The organism is Actinoplanes sp. NPDC020271, from assembly GCF_044388125.1.
Classification (GTDB): domain Bacteria; phylum Actinomycetota; class Actinomycetes; order Mycobacteriales; family Micromonosporaceae; genus Actinoplanes.
In genome coordinates this window covers 69,135-83,646 of the sequence record NZ_JBIRWQ010000028.1, presented here as the reverse complement: position 1 = coordinate 83,646, position 14,512 = coordinate 69,135, and the positions used below count along the sequence as shown (strand labels likewise).

12 protein-coding genes are annotated in these 14,512 nt (G+C 71.6%); 5 read left to right on the top strand and 7 right to left on the bottom strand.

The genetic code is table 11. The features are described from left to right. The first annotated feature begins 23 nt into the window (after positions 1 to 23). Positions 24 to 923, top strand: a complete 900-nt coding sequence (locus ACH442_RS39315; protein WP_396343211.1) for a DNA-3-methyladenine glycosylase family protein — start codon at positions 24 to 26, stop codon at positions 921 to 923. On the opposite strand, the gene ACH442_RS39310 is transcribed toward ACH442_RS39315, so the two are convergent. Then, a complete protein-coding gene (locus ACH442_RS39310) occupies positions 904 to 2,835 on the bottom strand; it encodes an ABC1 kinase family protein (RefSeq protein WP_396343210.1) in 1,932 nt (643 codons plus the stop codon). The genes ACH442_RS39315 and ACH442_RS39310 overlap by 20 nt on opposite strands. A 359-nt stretch (positions 2,836 to 3,194) precedes the next feature. Further along, positions 3,195 to 3,335, bottom strand: a complete 141-nt coding sequence (locus ACH442_RS39305; RefSeq protein WP_396343209.1) for a hypothetical protein — start codon at positions 3,333 to 3,335, stop codon at positions 3,195 to 3,197. 474 nt (positions 3,336 to 3,809) lie between these two features. On the opposite strand from ACH442_RS39305, the gene ACH442_RS39300 reads away from it, so the two are divergent. From ACH442_RS39300 to ACH442_RS39290, 3 genes are read left to right on the top strand one after another with little or no spacing between them, the layout of a single operon-like run. Then, a complete protein-coding gene (locus ACH442_RS39300) occupies positions 3,810 to 4,136 on the top strand; it encodes an SCP2 sterol-binding domain-containing protein (protein WP_396343208.1) in 327 nt (108 codons plus the stop codon). Between the two features lie 18 nt (positions 4,137 to 4,154). Further along, on the top strand, positions 4,155 to 5,819 hold the full coding sequence (locus ACH442_RS39295; protein WP_396343207.1) for an NAD(P)/FAD-dependent oxidoreductase: 1,665 nt from the start codon (positions 4,155 to 4,157) through the stop codon (positions 5,817 to 5,819). Continuing rightward, positions 5,816 to 7,042 carry a cation:proton antiporter gene (locus tag ACH442_RS39290; RefSeq protein ID WP_396343206.1) on the top strand — a complete coding sequence of 409 codons (1,227 nt, stop codon included), beginning with the start codon at positions 5,816 to 5,818 and terminating at the stop codon, positions 7,040 to 7,042. Before ACH442_RS39295 ends, ACH442_RS39290 begins: the two co-directional genes overlap by 4 nt. Here ACH442_RS39290 and ACH442_RS39285 read toward each other — a convergent pair. The 4 genes from ACH442_RS39285 to ACH442_RS39270 are packed head-to-tail and all read right to left on the bottom strand — an operon-like array spanning position 7,035 to position 10,415. Next, positions 7,035 to 7,658 carry a response regulator gene (locus tag ACH442_RS39285; protein ID WP_396343205.1) on the bottom strand — a complete coding sequence of 208 codons (624 nt, stop codon included), beginning with the start codon at positions 7,656 to 7,658 and terminating at the stop codon, positions 7,035 to 7,037. The two genes, ACH442_RS39290 and ACH442_RS39285, sit on opposite strands and share 8 nt — an antisense overlap. Next, positions 7,655 to 8,812, bottom strand: a complete 1,158-nt coding sequence (locus ACH442_RS39280; protein WP_396343204.1) for a sensor histidine kinase — start codon at positions 8,810 to 8,812, stop codon at positions 7,655 to 7,657. The genes ACH442_RS39285 and ACH442_RS39280 overlap by 4 nt, the downstream gene beginning before the upstream one ends. Then, entirely contained in the window at positions 8,770 to 9,573 is an 804-nt protein-coding gene (locus ACH442_RS39275; RefSeq protein ID WP_396343203.1) for an ABC transporter permease, read from the bottom strand. The genes ACH442_RS39280 and ACH442_RS39275 overlap by 43 nt, the downstream gene beginning before the upstream one ends. Then, positions 9,570 to 10,415, bottom strand: coding sequence for an ABC transporter ATP-binding protein (locus tag ACH442_RS39270; protein WP_396343202.1), 846 nt, complete (start codon positions 10,413 to 10,415; stop codon positions 9,570 to 9,572). The genes ACH442_RS39275 and ACH442_RS39270 overlap by 4 nt, the downstream gene beginning before the upstream one ends. A 128-nt stretch (positions 10,416 to 10,543) precedes the next feature. Here ACH442_RS39270 and ACH442_RS39265 point away from each other — a divergent pair, with 128 nt between their 5' ends. Continuing rightward, complete coding sequence (locus ACH442_RS39265) at positions 10,544 to 11,365, top strand: metallophosphoesterase family protein (protein ID WP_396343201.1); 822 nt, start codon at positions 10,544 to 10,546, stop codon at positions 11,363 to 11,365. Here ACH442_RS39265 and ACH442_RS39260 read toward each other — a convergent pair. Then, positions 11,362 to 14,136: an AAA family ATPase gene (locus ACH442_RS39260; protein ID WP_396343200.1), complete on the bottom strand. Its 2,775-nt coding sequence runs from the start codon at positions 14,134 to 14,136 to the stop codon at positions 11,362 to 11,364. The genes ACH442_RS39265 and ACH442_RS39260 overlap by 4 nt on opposite strands. Positions 14,137 to 14,512: the final 376 nt, after the last annotated feature.

Here is a 14,512-nt window from a genome sequence, read left to right as displayed (position 1 = left end):
GGGGTCTCTCTAGCATCGTTCCCATGAACGAGACCTTCAGCTCCACCGTCGGCACCGCCGCGGATCATGCCGGGCCGGAGAGCGGCGCGCGAACACACACGGTGACGCGGGATGTTCTCGGGCCGTGGTCGCTGGCGACCAGCCGGGCGTTCTGGGAGGGGTTCACCCCGGCGGCCCTGCGCGCCCGCGCCGGTGACCCGGTGCTGCGGACGGTCTTCCGGTCCGAGGCGGACTGGTCGGCGGTGAGCGCGGCCGTCGAGCAGGACGGGGCGGTCGCACGGATCACCGTGTCCGGCGACGGGGACCTGGAGGTGGCGTCCGCGCAGGTCGCGCGGTTCCTGTCGCTGGACGTCGACGCGACCGGCTGGCCGGGCGTCGGCGAGCGGGATCCGGTGATCGGCGCGGTCCAGCGAGAGCTGCCCGGCCTGCGGCCGTGCGGCTTCCATTCGCCGTACGAGGCGGCGGCCTGGTGTGTGTTGTCGCAGCGGCTGCGCATCCCGCTGGCCGCCGCGCTCCGCACGAGGATCACCGAGCGTCACGGCGACGGCGGCGCGTTCCCCGCCCCGGCCCGGCTGCGCACCCTGGAGCTGGACCTGCCGGGTCGCAAGACGGAGTATCTGCACGCGGTCGCCGACGCCGCGCTGGAGGGCGTGCTCGATGGCCATGACCTGCGCGGACTGACTGCGGAGAGCGCCGTCGACCGGGTCCGGCAGGTGAAGGGCCTGGGGCCCTTCGCGGCCGAGCTGGTGGTGCTGCGCGGCGCCAACCACCCCGACGGCTTCCCGCGGCACGAGGGCCGCCTGGATCAGGTGATCACCGAACGTTACGGCGCGGATGCGGACCGGGAGACGCTCGCCGAGGTCTGGCGGCCGTTCCGCACCTGGGCGTCGGTGCACCTGCGGGCTAGTCACGGCGCAGGATGATGACCAGCACCCGCAGGATCAGGACGATCGAGATGATCAGCAAGCCGTAACCGAGGATCGGGAACAGGCCGATGGTCGCCGTCACCCGCGGGCCGTCGCCGCTGCCCAGCAGCATGGCCGCCATCACCCCGGCGGCCGCGCCGATGACCGTGAGCAGCGCCTGATGGATCAGCCCGGTGACCAGGCGGCGGTCCTGGTCGTCGGAGAACAGGCGGACGTTGAGGCGCAGTCGCCCGTTCTCGGCCGCGTCGCCGATCCGGTCCAGCCGGCGGGGAAGGCCGCGCATCAGCGGCAGCAGCGCGAGCAGCTCCTCCTCGAGAACACGCGGCGCGAACGTCTCGGTGATCCGCCGGCGGCCGGAGTCCCGGGCGGCGGCGAGCAGGTCGAACCCGGGGCGCAGCAGACCGAGCGTGCCCTCCAGGGTGGCGAAGGCCCGGAAGACCGCGGCGACCGGGGCGGGAATCCCCAGCCCGTACGCCGTGACGGTCCGCAACAGCGCCGAGACGGCGGCCACCCCGGCGCTGCTGCCCGGAGCGGCGTAGCGGACCAGCAGCATGCCGAGCGCCCGCTGCAGGTCCCGCTCGTCGACCTCACCACCGTGGTCGGCGAGGTCGAGCAGCGCGTCGGTGGCGCCGACCGCGTCACCCTGGCCGACCGCGGCCAGCAGTCGCCCGACCGCCGAGCGGGTCACCGCGTCGAGGCGGCCGACCGAGCCCAGGTCGAGCATGCCGAGCTGCCCGTCCGGCGCGACCAGGAGATTCCCCGGGTGCAGGTCGGCGTGGAAGACGCCGTGCACCAGGACCTGGTCGAGCAGGCTGTCGAGCAGCCCGGCGGCGATCTCCTGCCGCCGCTCGTCGTCGAGCCGGTCCAGCACCGGTGCGGCCGCGCCGAGCGGGGTGCCCGGCAGCCGGCGCATCACCAGCACCCGGTCGGAGCTGAGCTCGGCGAACACCTCGGGCACCTCGACCCCGCGCCGCGGCGAGCTCGCCAGGGCGGCCGCCATCGTCTGCAGGTTGTCGCGCTCCACCGTGAAGTCGAGCTCCTCGCGCAGCGCGTCGGCGAACCCGAGCGCGAGCCGGCGCACCCCCAGCGAGCGGCCCCACGGGGTGCGCGCCTCCAGGACGCCGGCCAGCCGCAGCAGGATGTCCAGGTCACGCTCGACGATCGTGGCGATCCCGGGCCGGCGCACCTTGACCACCACGGGCGTGCCGTCGGCCAGGCGGGCGGCGTGCACCTGCGCCACCGACGCGGCGGCGAGGGGTTCCGGGTCGACCTCGGCGAACGCCGACGTGTCGAGCGTGATCGCGGACCACGGCACCGGCGCGGCCCGGTCCTGCAGGGCGGTCAGCTCCTCGACGAACTCGGGCGGCAGCAGGTCACGGCGGGTCGACAGCAGCTGACCGACCTTGACGAACGTGACGCCGCCCTCGTCGAGGGCGTCGCGCAGGGACCGGGCCAGCCGTCGCCGGGCCGCCGCCGACTCCGGACCCTGCCCCTGACCGCGCAGGAACCGGCCGAGCCCGTGGCGCAGGGCGATCCGCACGATCGTCGAGTACCGCCGGGCCCGGTCGATCCGCCGCCGCGTGTTCCGCCAGGTCTCCACCGGCCCCGGCAGGGTCCCGGCCGGCAGCAGCACCTCCAGGACGACCACGAAGACCATCGCGATCAGCGCGGAGATGCTGGCCGCGGCGAGGACCAGCAGCGTGCCCTCGCCGGCGGTGACCTGGTCCGGGTCCGGCGGAGCCAGCAGGGCCAGGACCGGTGCGGTGACGACGGTCGCGAGCAGCGCGGCGAGCAGCGTGCGGGCGGGGCCGACGCGGACCCCGAGCAGGCGCCGGATGACCGCGGCGAACGCCAGCACCGTCAGGACCAGAAACGGGATGAACAGCAACACCGACAGTGCCTTGGTCACGGATCGACCCTATCGGCGGCCGCAAATACGTTTACGGCTCCTCGATCATCGACGCCAGTTGATCACGCAGCCCGCTCCGACCGGTGATCTCCGCGTCCACGGCGCCGAGGAGCCGGGCGGTCCGGCCGGCCGGCGAGCCGACCGCTCCGGCCCCGCCCGTGACGAACCCGGTGTCACCCCCGGTGAATGGTGACCGCCCCGGATCCTGGCGCCGTAGGCGGTGCAACCGTTCGCGAAGTGCGCGACCCGGGCCGGCTCACTCCGGGGGCGTGCGGCGCAGGACCGTGAACACGGTCGGGCCGGCCTGTTCCACGGTGGTGATCCGGAACTCGCCCGGCGTGACGAACAGCCGGTCGCCCTCACCGGCCACGGTCGGGGGTGACGATACGGTAATCCAGCTCACGACCCTCATCGGCGAGTTTGCTCAGCGGGCCGGAGAAGGCGACTCGTCCCACGTTGAGGATGGTCACCTCGTCGCAGAGCGACTCCACGTCGTCCATCCGATGACTGGACAGGACCACGCTCGCGCCGCCCGCGGCCAGGTCGGTCAGGACCCGATGGACATGTCGCTGGCCGGACGGGTCCAGGCCGTTCGACGGCTCGTCCAGAATCAGCAGTCGCGGCGGACCAGCAACGCCGCGGCCAGCCCGAGCCGCTGGCGCATACCGAGCGAGAAACCGGCCGCCCGGTCGTCAGCCACGGATTCCTACTGTGGCCCCCGTCGATGAATAACCCGGTTAACGAACGACGAACTTCTATCCGGCAGTAGATCGTGCGGATCCGCTGGCGCTGCGCCGCGTCGCAGTCGTCGGGGCCCGCTCCGCTTGCGTGTAGGTACTGTCCGGCTCCGGTAGGGGCCGGGTAGGGGATAACGCCCCGATGCATCGGTGGCAACTTCCTGCGGTGGCCGTGGAAGGTGGGGCCGGCCTTGCGGCACCTGGCGTCCCGGCCCGTCAGCAGAAGGGGCGTCTCCGATGGACGTCAACGAGTTCTTCGAGGCTCTGCCGGCGCGTTACAACCGCACCGCCGCGGCCGGGATGACCAAGACCATTCAGTGGCACATCACCGACGCCGATCCGGGCGTGTGGGCGTTCGAGATCACCGACGGTGAAGGCCGGCTGATCCCGGGCGGCGTGGACAGCCCCGACACCACCTTCACCACTGACACCGCGACGTGGATCGGCGTCGCGCAGGGCGAGCAGGACGCGATGCGCGCATTCATGACCGGCCGTCTCAAGGTCACCGGCGACACCATGCTCGCCACCCGGTCCGCGGAACTCTTCGGCTCTCAGCCGGCCTGATCGAGCAGGGAGAAAACCATGGAAGAGCAGATCGGCCAGTACGACGTGGCGGTCCTGGGCGGCGGCGCGGCCGGCCTGACGCTGGCGCTGCAGATCAAGCGCGCCCGCCCGGAGACCACCATCCTGGTGATCGAGCGGCAGCAGCACCCGGTGCCCGAGGCGGCCCACAAGGTGGGCGAGTCGACCGTCGAGATCGGCGGCCGGTACCTGCGTGACGTGCTGGGCCTGCGCGAGCACCTGGACAACGACCAGTTGGACAAGTTCGGCATCCGGATGTTCTTCAGCGCCGAGGGCAACGATGACATCGCGGTGCGGTCCGAGGTGGGGCACGCGGTGCTGCCGCCGTACGCGGTCAGCAGTTTTCAGCTGGATCGCGGGCGGCTGGAGAACTTCCTGGCCAAGGACCTGGCCGGCCGGGGTGTGCAGTTCGTCTACGGCAAGGTCGACGACGTCGAGCTCCGTCCGGGCGGCCGGCACCTGGTGACGTTCACCCCCAACGACGACGACCGCGCGCGGCAGGTCGAGGCTCGCTGGGCGCTCGACGCGACCGGCCGGTATTCGCTGCTCAAGCGCAAGCTGGGCTTGAGCAAGGAGTCCGAGCACAAGGCCGGCTCGGTGTGGTTCCGGATCGGGCACCCGATCGACATCAACGACTGGTCGGACGATCCGCAGTGGCAGGGCCGTATCCGGTCGGGCCGCCGCGAGCTGTCCACCAACCACCTGATGGGCCCCGGGTACTGGGTGTGGCTGATCCGGCTGGCGTCCGATGCGATCAGCATCGGTATCGTCGCCGACCCGCGCCTGCACCCGTTCGACACGATGAACCGGTTCGAGCGGGCCATGGAATGGCTGCGTGAGCACGAGCCGCAGTGCGCCCGGGTCGTCGAGCAGCACCAGGACAAGCTGCAGGACTTCCGGGTGCTGCGCAACTACCCGTACGCGGTGCAGCAGGTCTACTCGGCCGACCGCTGGGCGCTGACCGGCGAGGCCGGGATGTTCCTGGACCCGTTCTACTCGCCGGGCTTCGACATGATCTCGATCAGCAACGGTCTCATCACCGACCTGGTCACCCGGGACTTGGCCGGTGAGGACATCACCGAGCTCGCGGCGATCCACAACCAGATGTACCTGACCATCGGCGAGGGCTGGTTCAAGATCTACACCAACCAGTACCCGCTGATGGGCAACGCCCGGGTGATGCAGGCCAAGGTGGTCTGGGACACCGCGGTCTACTGGGCGGTGCCGTCGCTGCTCTACTTCCACGACAAGATCCGCCAGCTGGTCGACCACCCGCAGCTGGTCTGGGGCCTGGCCCGCTTCCAGGGCGCGATGGACCACGTGCAGCGCTTCTTCCGGGAGTGGGACGCGGTCGACACCTCGGCCAACACCCGGACGTTCGCCAGCTTCTACGACTACGGCTTCATGAAGCGTTGTCACATCGGTCTGGTCGCGGACATGACCACCGAGGAGTTCGACGCGCAGTTCGCCGAGAACGTCCGCCTGGTCGAGCGGATCTCCGGCCAGCTGATCGCAACCGTGATGGCCGACGACAGCACCGACCCGGCGTTCCTGGCCCAGGTCGAGAAGTGGCGCGCCGACGGTGAGCTGATGCGCCTGGCCGCCATCTACCAGGAGGACCTCGAGGCCGGCGTCGTCGAGGACGCCTGGGTACCGTCGCGATGAGCGATCCCAAGGTCGCCACCCTGCTGGCCCTGGCCGCCATCATCCTGACCGTCTGGGTGTTCGGCCGGCTGCTCGGGCGCATCGGCCAGCCGCCGGTGATCGGCGAGATCGTCGCCGGCATCGTGCTCGGCCCGAGCCTGCTCGGGCTGCTCGCCCCGGAGGCGAGCCGCTGGCTGTTCCCGGCCCCGGTGGTCAGTGCGCTCGGCATCCTGGCCCAGGTCGGTCTGGTGCTGTTCATGTTCATGATCGGCATGGAGCTCGACCTGCGCCGGCTCCGCGGGCACGGCACCCGGGTCGTGACCACGGCCGTCGCGTCGATCGTCGTGCCGCTCGCGCTCGCGCTCGTGCTCGCCGTGGCGCTCTACCCGGCCTACGGCGGCTCGGTGAACAAGCTCGTCTTCTGCCTGTACATCGGCGCGGCGATGGCGATCACCGCGTTCCCGGTGCTCGCGCGCATCCTCAAGGACACCGGCTTGGCCGGCACCCGGGTCGGCACGATCAGCCTGGTGTCGGCGGCGATCAACGACGCGTTCGCATGGTGCCTGCTCGCGTTCGTGCTCGCGCTGGGCCGGGCCGGCGGACCCGGCGGCGGCATCCGGACGATCGTCTTGTCGGTGATCTTCGTGGCGGTCATGATCTTCGCGGTCCGCCCGCTGCTGGCCCGCCTCGGCGACGTGCCGATCTGGCTGGCGCTGCTGGTCATGCTGCTCGCGGCGTGGTGTGCCGACCAGGCCGGCATCCACGTGATCTTCGGCGGGTTCCTGGCCGGCGCGATCATGCCGCGCCGCGAGGCCTGGCTCCGCTCGGTGCACGAGCGGCTCGACGTGGTCGTGTCGTACCTGTTGCTGCCGGTCTTCTTCGTGATGAGCGGACTGTCGACGCACGTCGAGGGTTTACGCACAGCCGCGGTGTGGGGTGTGGTGGCTCTGGTCATCGTGGTGGCGGCGCTGGGCAAACTGGGCGGGACAGCGGTCTCGGCGCGGCTGGTGGGGGAGAGCTGGACCGACGCGGTGACGCTCGGCGTGCTGATGAACACCCGCGGCCTGACCGAGCTGGTCGTGCTCTCCATCGGCTTGCAGGCCGGCCTCATCAGCTCCACCGTCTACACCGTGATGGTGCTGATGGCGCTGGTCACGACGCTGATGGCGCCGCCGCTGCTGCGGCTGATCGAGGCGCGGCGCCGGCCGGTCACGGCCGGATCCGAGCTGGTCGCGGTCAGCTGAGGATTCCGGCCTGCACCGCCGCCATCACGGCGGCGGTGCGGTCGGAGACCCCCAACTTCGAGAAGATCCGCACGACGTACGTCTTCACGGTCGCCTCCGTGATGAACAGGTCCCTGCCGATGTCGGCGTTGGTACGCCCGAGCGCGACCAGGCGCAGCACCTGCACCTCCCGCTTCGACAGCGTCTCCGGCCTCGGCTTGCGCACCCGGTCGAGCAGCCGGGCGGCGACCGCCGGGGACAGCACGGTCTCACCGCGCGCGGCGGCCCGCACCGCCTGGGCCAGCTCCGCCGGTGAGGTGTCCTTGAGCAGGTATCCCGCTGCGCCCGCCTCGACGGCGCGCAGGATGTCACCGTCGGTCTCGTAGGTGGTCAGGATGACCACCCGGGTGCGCGGCAGCGCGGCGCGGATCGTTGCGGTGGCGGTCACCCCGTCGCCGGCGGGCAGCCGCAGGTCCATCAGCACGACGTCCGGCGCCAGGGCCCGGGCGGCGCGTACGGCCTCCGCGCCGGTGGCCGCCTCACCCACGATCACCAGGTCGTCCTCGTCGTGCAGCAGCGCCCGGATACCGGCCCGGATCACCGTGTGATCGTCCACCAGCAGCACGCTGATGGTCATGCCGGCACCTCTATCCGGACCCGCGTCCCCACACCCGGCGCCGAGTCGATCACCAGTGAACCGGACGCCTCGTGCAGCCGGCGGCGCATCAGCGGCAGGCCGTGCCCGTCCGGGGTCCGCGCCGCGCAGAAGCCACGACCGTCGTCGCTGATCTCCAGCCGGACCCGTCCGTCCTCCTCGGTGACCAGGATCGCGACCCGGCTCGCCCCGGCGTGTTTGCGCACGTTGCTCAGCGCCTCCTGGGCCAGGCGCAGCAGCTCCACGTCGAGGGCGGTGGTGAAGGCGCCGGCCACCTCCAGGGTGACCTCGATCCCGGTCAGGTCGCGCAGCTTCCCGGCCTCCCGCCGCAGCGCGTCGGCGAGCGACCCGCCGGTCGCCTCGGGCAGGGGCCGGGCGGTGATCAGCGCCCGCGCGTCGGCCAGGTTGTCCCGGGTCGTGCTCTCGGCCAGCTCCAGATGCCGGCTTGCCCGTGCCGGGTCGGTGGCCAGGGCCGCCCGGGCCGCTTGCAGCAGCATGATGGTGCTGGACAGGCCCTGGGCCAGGGTGTCGTGCACGGCGTCGGCGACCTGCTCGCGCTCGGCGGCCCGCCCGGCTTCGTACGACACCCGCTCCAGCTCGGCCCGGGTCTCCTCCAGCTCCCGGATCAGCGCACCCCGTTCGGTGCTCTGCCGGATGATCTTGCTGGCCCAGATCCCGAGCAGAATGCTCAGCGTGGCGGCGGCGAGGCCGAGCATGCTGAACGGGGAGGACCGGATCCAGATCAGGTTCAGGACCACGACGACCAGGGCGCCGACGAACGGCCCGGTGGTCATGAACGCCGGGGCGCACAGGGCGAACAGCAGGACGGCGCTGCGGGTGACCAGCCCGACCGCGACCGCGAACACCGCGACCACCGCGAGCTGGTAGATCACCGCGGCGTGGCCGGCCCGGATCAGGCGCCGGCCGGCGGTCAGGTGTGCCGCAGCCAGCAGAGCGATCAGAGCGATGGCCGCTGCCCGGCGAGGCAGCGGCTCGCCGGCGATGGCCACCGCCCCGGCCGTGGCCGCCGCGACCAGCACGAAGTAGGCGTCCCACAGGGGCAGCAAGCGCAGCCACTCGTCCGGGCCGCGGCTCAACCGTCCTTCCGGCCCTGCCAGCGGAACGTCGTCAGGCACAGGATCAGACCTCCGAGGCACCACACCGCCAGCACGACCGCGATCCGCCCGTGTTCCCAGGTCCCGGCCGGCTCGGTGGCGGCGGCCGCCTCCGGCAGGAACACCGAACGGAAGCCCTGCGCCATCCACTTCAGCGGGAACAGCGCGCCGATCTGCTGCAACGGCCCGGGCAGATTCGTGATCGGCACGATGAAGATACCGGAGACGAACTGCAGGACGAGGAACGGAAGGTTGACGATCGGTGCCGCTCCGCGCACCGATCGGGGCACGCTGCTCATCGCCGTGCCCAGCAGCGCACACCCGGTCACGCCGAGCAGGAAGATCCAGGTGAAGGTCAGCCAGCGCCGCGGGTCGTCGGGCAGCGGCAGGTCGAAGAAGGCCGCGCCCACGGCGAGGACCAGGATCACCTCGGCGACGGCGGTCACCAGCACGAGCACGATCTTCCCGGTGAAGTAGGCGATGGGGGGCATCGGCACGCCGCGCAGCCGCTTGAGCGTGCCGTCCTCCCGGTCGCTGACGATGCTGGTGGCCAGGTTGACGAAGCAGGTCGAGCCGATCCCGCCGGCGATCATGCCGGCCGCCAGCAGCTGGCTGGACGGGATGCCGGCCACCGCGACCTGTTTGTCGAAGATCGAGCCGAGCAGCGTCAGCAGCACCACCGGCAACGCGAACGTGAAGATCATCGCGGTGCGCTCGCGGAAGAACTGGCGCAGTTCGACCCCGGCGCGTGCGGCGGAGAGGCCTACGGGAGAAACGCTCATCGTGAACTTCCGATCAGATCGAGGTAGATGTCCTCGAGGGACGGGCGGGTGACCAGCAGGCCCGGGATCTCGCCGCCGAACCGGTCGGCCAGCTCGGACACCACGCCGGTCGGCTTGGCCGTCGTGGTGCTCCGGTGCTCGCCGTTCTCGATCCAGCTGACCGTGGCATCGGTCGTGTCGCGCCCGCCGAGGTCACGAGGGGTCCCGGTGGCACGGATGCGCCCGGCCGCCAGGACCGCCACGCGGTGCGCGAGTGCCTCGACCTCGTCCAGGTAGTGGGTGGTGAGCAGGATGGTGGTGCCGTCCTGGGCCGACAGCGTGCGGGTCAGAGCCCAGAATTGCCGGCGCGCCTCCGGGTCGAAGCCGGTGGTCGGCTCGTCCAGGAACAGCAGGCGGGGGCGTCCGACCACGCCGATGGCGACGTCGACGCGGCGCCGCTGGCCGCCGGAGAGCGTGCGTACTTTGCGCCCGGCCTTCTCGGTCAGCCCGACCAGGTCGATCACCTCGTCGACCGGCCGCGGGTCCGGGTAGTAGCGCGCGAAATGGCGCACCGTCTCGGCCACCGTCATGTCGGCCATGTCCGAGGCGTTCTGCAACACCAGCCCGATGCCGTAGCGCCAGCTGCGGGGCGCTCGCTGCGGGTCGGCGCCCAGCACGGACACCTCGCCGCCGTCCCGCCTGCGGAACCCCTCGAGGATCTCCACCGTGGTCGTCTTGCCGGCGCCGTTCGGGCCCAGCAGCGCGAAGATCTCACCATCAGCGATGTCCAGGTCGACGCCGTCGACCGCCGGCCGGCCGTGATAGATCTTGCGCAGGCCGCGTACTCGTACCGCATCTGTCACCGGGCCAGCCTGGCCGCCGGCGGGCGCCGGGCGCGACGACCGGCGGAGGGACAGCTGTCCATCGACCGATGGACAGCCGGGGTCCGGTAGGGGTGCGCGGCGCTGGAGGCGGTGTCTAACCTGGCCCGATGCCGGCTCTGTTCGCGATCAGCGATCTACATGTGGCGTACCGGGAGAATCGCGACGTCCTGGAGGGGATCCACCCGACGGACGACGGCGACTGGCTTATCGTCGCCGGCGACGTGGGTGAGATCTTCGCCGACGTGGTCAGCTCGCTGAGACTACTGGCCGGCCGTTTCGCCAAGGTGATCTGGTCGCCGGGCAACCACGAGTTGTGGACGCCGCGCGAGGACCCGGAGCAGTCGCGGGGCGTGGCCCGCTACGAGCGGCTGGTGGCGGCGTGCCGCGAGCTGGGCGTGTCCACCCCGGAGGACGAGTACCCGGTGTGGGAGGGGGCCGGCGGCCCGGCGGTGGTGGCGCCGCTGTTCCTGCTCTACGACTACTCGTTCCGGCTGCCCGGTCAGCGCTCCAAGGCCGAGTCGCTGGCCTACGCACACGAGACCGGCGTGATCTGCACCGACGAGATACTGCTGCACCCCGACCCGTACGCCAGCCGTGAACAGTGGTGCTGGGCGCGCGTGGAGGCAACCGAGAAACGATTGGCGGCGATCGATCCCGGCCTGCCGACGGTACTGGTCAACCACTGGCCGATGGTGCGCGAGCCGACCCGGATCCTGCGCTTCCCGGAGTTCGCCCAGTGGTGCGGAACCGAGCGCACGGCCGACTGGCACGTACGGTTCCGCACCACCGTCTCGGTCTACGGGCACCTGCACATCCCGCGGACCACGACGTACGACGGGGTCCGCTTCGAGGAGGTGTCGGTCGGATACCCGAGGGAGTGGCGCCTGCGCGGCACCCCGCCCGGGAAGCTGCGCCGGATCCTTGGCTAAACGACGTCGCCGATCAGCGCGCCGAACTTGACCAGCAGGTCCGCGCGGCGGGTGACGTTGAGCTTGCGGTACACCTTGGTCAGGTGCTGCTCGACGGTGCTGACGGTGACGTACAGCTTGGTGGCGATCTGCCGGTTGGTGCTGCCCTGGGCGGCCAGCGCCGCGACCCGCCGCTCGGCGTCACTGAGCGCGTGGAACGCCTCGGTATCACTCGCGTCGGCATTCTCCAGCGCATCGTTGTCCACGTCGGGCAACAGCACCTTGCGCAGTGCGTCGGCCCGGCAGCTGCCGGCGACGTCGTAGGCGCGCCGGACGGTCAGCCGGGCCCGCTGGAAGTCGCCGAGCGCTCGCTGCGCCCGGCTCAGGTCGGCCAGCGCGTAGGCCAGCCCGAGCCGGTCGCCGCAGCCGCGGAACATCTCGGTGGCGTCGCGCAGCAGGGCCGGTCGCTGGGCCGGCGGCACCGTCGCGGCGAGCACCCGCAGCGCGGCCGCCTTGGTCCGGCTCGGCTCCGCGCCGAGCTGGGTGAGCTGGGACTCGGCCAGTGCGCGAGCGCGGTCCGGCTGCTTGAGCGCGAGGTGGGCCTCGGCCGCCCACACCCGCCAGCCGGCGATGGTGGGCAGGTCGAGGGACCAGCGGGCCATCAGGTCGCCGCAGGTGGTGAAGTCGTCCAGGGCGGCCTCGGCCCGCCCGGTGGCCAGGTAGTAGTGACCTCGGGCGTGCAGGTAGGACAGCCCCCAGACGGTCTGGAACATCTCGTCGGGCACCGGCCGGTCGAGGTGGCGCCCCGCCGCCTCCAGATCACCCAACCCCAGGCAGGCCGTGATCAGCGTGCCCAGCGGCACCCCGATGGCGGTGGCCCAGCTCGGCGCGGACATGTGGGCCAGCGCTGCCTCGGCGTAGCGTCGCGCGTCGGCCAGGTGCCCGGCCCGCAGCGCGATGTCGCCGCGGATGCCGTAGAGCATCGCCTGCCAGCTCGGCGCACCGCGCTCACCGGCTTGGATGAGCAGCCGGTCGGTCCACAGTGTGGCGGTCTCCACGTGGTCGGCGTAGACCAGGATGGCCAGGGCCGCGGTGATCGCGGCCGGAGTGCCGGGACCCAGCGAGAAACGCGGCAGGAACTGTTCGGCCGTGACGACCGCGGCGCTGTTCGGACCCTTGACCAGCACGGTCTCCAGGGCGTGGGCGAGCGCGTCGCGGCTGTTGACCATGAACTCGGCGCCGCGGCGTCGGGGTGCCCGCGGCTCGGCCGGCTCGTCGGTGAACAACCCGGGGTAGGTGTAGCGGGCCCACACGGTCAGGAACCGGATGTCGGCGGCCTGCTCCGGCGTGGTGTCCAGCGCGGTGAGCCCGTCGATGACCTGCACGGCCTCGGCGGTGTGACCCAGGTACAGCAGGCAGTGCGCGGTGGTGACCTGAGCCTCCACCCCCAGTTCACCGTCGCGCGCGGCCGCGGCGAGCCGGCCGAGCCGATGACCGGCGGTGGCCGGGTCGGTGCGCCACTCGGCCTGCATCAGGGCGACCTTGAGAGCGGCCCGCTCACGGGTGCTGGTGGCGCCGTCGTGAGCCAGGCGCAGGACGGCCAGGCCCCGCTCGACCTGACCACCGGTGAGCAGGCTGTCGGCCGCCTCCAGCAGTACCGGCCCGGCCCAGTCCGGTGCCTGCCCGGCGGCGAGCAGGTGTTGGGCGATCGGCAGCGGCGCCGCGCCCTCCTCGTGCAGCAGCAGCGCGGCGCGCAGGTGCAGGCCGGTCAGCGTCTCCGGGGGCAGCTGGTCGAACACCGCCTGGCGGGCCGCCGGGTGCGGCAGGCGCCCATCGGCGAGCAGGCCGGCGCGCTCGAGGCCGCGCAGGGCGCGTCCAGCGGTCGCGGTGTCGACCTCCGCCAGACGGGCCAGCGCCAGCGCGGCGGCGTGCGGGTAGTCGTCGAGGACCGCGGCCGCGGCCAGCACCTGGCGGATCCGCGGTTCACAACGCTCGACGTAGCGGCGGATGGCCGACAGGTATGAGCGGCCGGGGGAGATCTGCGCGGCCTGGTCGAGCGTCTTCAGCGTCGTCAGGTCGGCGATCAGCGTGCGGGCGAGCAGCGGGTTCCCGCCGGAGGCGCCGGCGCACGCGTCCACCAGGGCGGCGCTCGGCGCGGTACCGAGCGCATGGGCCAGCAGCTCGCCGATCCCGGCCCTGGTCAGCGCGGGCAGCACGACCTGGTGGTCGGCGGCCAGCTCCATCAGCTCGGCGTGCAGGTGCGTCTCGGTCGGCTCGACCAGCTCACCGCTGGAGACCACCAGCAGGATCCGGGCACTGCGGATGCGCCGGGCCAGATAGACCAGGCAGTGCAGCGACAGCGGGTCGACGTGGTGCAGGTCGTCGACGGTGATCAGCACGGGCAGGTCCCGGCTGGTGGCTTGCAGCGCCGAGCACACGTTGTGCAGCATGGTGGGCAGGCTCTGCCCGGGCACCAGGGTGCCACGGGAATGGCGGACCGCGATCCGGTGCGCCTCGCGGATCAGCAGGATCCGGTCGGACTCCGGAACCGGCAGTTCGTGGCACAGCTGGTTGATGACACTCAGCGGCAGCGCTCGCTCGGCGCGCGCGCCGGTGGCCTGCATGGTGACGAAGCCCGCCGCCGCGGCGCGCTGGACGAACTCGCCCAGCAGGGACGTCTTGCCACTGGCCATCGGGCCGGTGACGGCCAGCAGCCGGCCGTGGCCCTCCGCGCACGCCGCCAGGGCGGTCGCAAAACCGGCAAGTTGATCGTGCCGTTCGACAAACACCATGGGTGGCTTCTCCCCGAAGTCACTGCCCGTTTCCCTGGGCACTGTAATGCGCTGAACCGGTTAGGGTGAAAAGCGTCATGCGGGCACAGCATTGTGCGTCCGACGTTTGAAGAATTGCGGCTACGGGAATGCCGTGGCGCGCCGTGATCGACGGCAGCAGTATGTCACTCGCCCGAGGATGACAGCAACGAAGCGGATGCGCTCCCGGTCGCCACATAACCGGCAGGCCGGACATAAGGCGCGCAGCATAAATCGTATACATCGGGATAAAGGCGCGGTCGCGGGTGAGCGTGCATGCGTCCTGGCCAGCGCATCTTTTGGTTGAGTGAGTATTTCTTCACTTCTGTTGCGGGTGTTTGTGTTCGTGGGAATATCT

What these genes read in the sequence shown, in the direction of transcription:
- ACH442_RS39275 (WP_396343203.1), bottom strand. Translation starts at nt 9,573, where the DNA reads ATGAGCGTTTCTCCCGTAGGCCTCTCCGCCGCACGCGCCGGGGTCGAA.
- ACH442_RS39295 (WP_396343207.1), top strand. Translation starts at nt 4,155, where the DNA reads ATGGAAGAGCAGATCGGCCAGTACGACGTGGCGGTCCTGGGCGGCGGC.
- ACH442_RS39290 (WP_396343206.1), top strand. Translation starts at nt 5,816, where the DNA reads ATGAGCGATCCCAAGGTCGCCACCCTGCTGGCCCTGGCCGCCATCATC.
- ACH442_RS39260 (WP_396343200.1), bottom strand. Translation starts at nt 14,136, where the DNA reads ATGGTGTTTGTCGAACGGCACGATCAACTTGCCGGTTTTGCGACCGCC.
- ACH442_RS39305 (WP_396343209.1), bottom strand. Translation starts at nt 3,335, where the DNA reads ATGGACGACGTGGAGTCGCTCTGCGACGAGGTGACCATCCTCAACGTG.
- ACH442_RS39285 (WP_396343205.1), bottom strand. Translation starts at nt 7,658, where the DNA reads ATGACCATCAGCGTGCTGCTGGTGGACGATCACACGGTGATCCGGGCC.
- ACH442_RS39315 (WP_396343211.1), top strand. Translation starts at nt 24, where the DNA reads ATGAACGAGACCTTCAGCTCCACCGTCGGCACCGCCGCGGATCATGCC.
- ACH442_RS39300 (WP_396343208.1), top strand. Translation starts at nt 3,810, where the DNA reads ATGGACGTCAACGAGTTCTTCGAGGCTCTGCCGGCGCGTTACAACCGC.
- ACH442_RS39265 (WP_396343201.1), top strand. Translation starts at nt 10,544, where the DNA reads ATGCCGGCTCTGTTCGCGATCAGCGATCTACATGTGGCGTACCGGGAG.